The organism is Cytobacillus massiliigabonensis, from assembly GCF_900199725.1.
GTDB classification, from domain to species: Bacteria; Bacillota; Bacilli; order Bacillales; family Cytobacillaceae; genus Cytobacillus; species Cytobacillus massiliigabonensis.
Genome location: NZ_LT904903.1, coordinates 370,444 through 372,943, shown reverse-complemented (window position 1 = coordinate 372,943; position 2,500 = coordinate 370,444). Strand labels below are relative to the sequence as shown.

Sequence of the window (2,500 nt, the reverse complement as noted above, 5' to 3'; positions counted from 1 at the left end):
TGTTATCCCCGGGGTAGCTTTTATCCGTTGAGCGATGGCCCTTCCATGCGGAACCACCGGATCACTAAGCCCGACTTTCGTCCCTGCTCGACTTGTAGGTCTCGCAGTCAAGCTCCCTTATGCCTTTACACTCTTCGAATGATTTCCAACCATTCTGAGGGAACCTTTGGGCGCCTCCGTTACTTTTTAGGAGGCGACCGCCCCAGTCAAACTGCCCACCTGACACTGTCTCCTGCCCCGATCAGGGGCATGGGTTAGAATTTCAATACAGCCAGGGTAGTATCCCACCGATGCCTCCACCGAAGCTGGCGCTCCGGCTTCCAAGGCTCCTACCTATCCTGTACAAGCTGTACCGAAATTCAATATCAGGCTACAGTAAAGCTCCACGGGGTCTTTCCGTCCTGTCGCGGGTAACCTGCATCTTCACAGGTACTATAATTTCACCGAGTCTCTCGTTGAGACAGTGCCCAGATCGTTACGCCTTTCGTGCGGGTCGGAACTTACCCGACAAGGAATTTCGCTACCTTAGGACCGTTATAGTTACGGCCGCCGTTTACTGGGGCTTCAATTCAGAGCTTCGCGTGAGCTAACCCCTCCTCTTAACCTTCCAGCACCGGGCAGGCGTCAGCCCCTATACTTCGCCTTGCGGCTTCGCAGAGACCTGTGTTTTTGCTAAACAGTCGCCTGGGCCTATTCACTGCGGCTCTTCGAGGCTTTAACACCCCAAAGAGCACCCCTTCTCCCGAAGTTACGGGGTCATTTTGCCGAGTTCCTTAACGAGAGTTCTCTCGCTCACCTTAGGATTCTCTCCTCGCCTACCTGTGTCGGTTTGCGGTACGGGCACCTTATCCTCGCTAGAGGCTTTTCTTGGCAGTGTGGAATCAGGAACTTCGGTACTATATTTCCCTCGCTGTCACAGCTCAGCCTTCACGCAAACGGGATTTTCCTCGCTTGCAGCCTAACTGCTTAGACGCACATATCCAGCAGTGCGCTTACCCTATCCTCCTGCGTCCCCCCATTGCTCAAACGGAGTTTGGTGGTACAGGAATATCAACCTGTTGTCCATCGCCTACGCTTTTCAGCCTCGGCTTAGGTCCCGACTAACCCTGAGCGGACGAGCCTTCCTCAGGAAACCTTAGGCATTCGGTGGATGGGATTCTCACCCATCTTTCGCTACTCATACCGGCATTCTCACTTCTAAGCGCTCCACCAGTCCTTGCGGTCTAGCTTCAACGCCCTTAGAACGCTCTCCTACCACGGACATCGGTAGATGTCCATCCACAGCTTCGGTGATACGTTTAGCCCCGGTACATTTTCGGCGCAGAGTCACTCGACCAGTGAGCTATTACGCACTCTTTAAATGGTGGCTGCTTCTAAGCCAACATCCTGGTTGTCTAAGCAACTCCACATCCTTTTCCACTTAACGTATACTTTGGGACCTTAGCTGGTGGTCTGGGCTGTTTCCCTCTTGACTACGGATCTTATCACTCGCAGTCTGACTCCCATGGATAAGTCTTTGGCATTCGGAGTTTGTCTGAATTCGGTAACCCGATGGGGGCCCCTAGTCCAAACAGTGCTCTACCTCCAAGACTCTTTCTACATGAGGCTAGCCCTAAAGCTATTTCGGAGAGAACCAGCTATCTCCAAGTTCGATTGGAATTTCTCCGCTACCCACACCTCATCCCCGCACTTTTCAACGTGCGTGGGTTCGGTCCTCCATTCAGTGTTACCTGAACTTCAACCTGGACATGGGTAGATCACCTGGTTTCGGGTCTACGACCACATACTCATTCGCCCTATTCAGACTCGCTTTCGCTGCGGCTCCGTCTATTCAACTTAACCTCGCATGTAATCGTAACTCGCCGGTTCATTCTACAAAAGGCACGCTATCACCCATTAACGGGCTCTAACTACTTGTAGGCACACGGTTTCAGGATCTCTTTCACTCCCCTTCCGGGGTGCTTTTCACCTTTCCCTCACGGTACTGGTTCACTATCGGTCACTAGGGAGTATTTAGCCTTGGGAGATGGTCCTCCCTGCTTCCGACGGGATTTCTCGTGTCCCGCCGTACTCAGGATCCACTCTGGAGGGAACGAAGTTTCAACTACAGGGCTTTTACCTTCTCTGGCCGGCCTTTCCAGACCTGTTCATTTACCTCGTTCCTTTGTAACTCCGTGTAGAGTGTCCTACAACCCCAAGAGGCAAGCCTCTTGGTTTGGGCTAATCCCGTTTCGCTCGCCGCTACTCAGGGAATCGCGTTTGCTTTCTCTTCCTCCGGGTACTTAGATGTTTCAGTTCCCCGGGTCTGCCTTCATTACCCTATGTATTCAGGTAAAGATTCTATCCCATTACGGATAGAGGGTTCCCCCATTCGGAAATCTCCGGATCAAAGCTTACTTACAGCTCCCCGAAGCATATCGGTGTTAGTCCCGTCCTTCATCGGCTCCTAGTGCCTAGGCATTCACCGTGCGCCCTTTCTAACTTAACCTACTTCGGTCAA

Annotated in this window: 1 rRNA gene (cut by a window edge); it reads right to left on the bottom strand. The window is 52.4% G+C overall.

The features are described from left to right. Positions 1 to 2,488: ribosomal RNA gene (locus C1726_RS07950) — 23S ribosomal RNA — on the bottom strand (it extends 447 nt beyond the left edge of the window). Between the last annotated feature and the right edge of the window lie 12 nt (positions 2,489 to 2,500).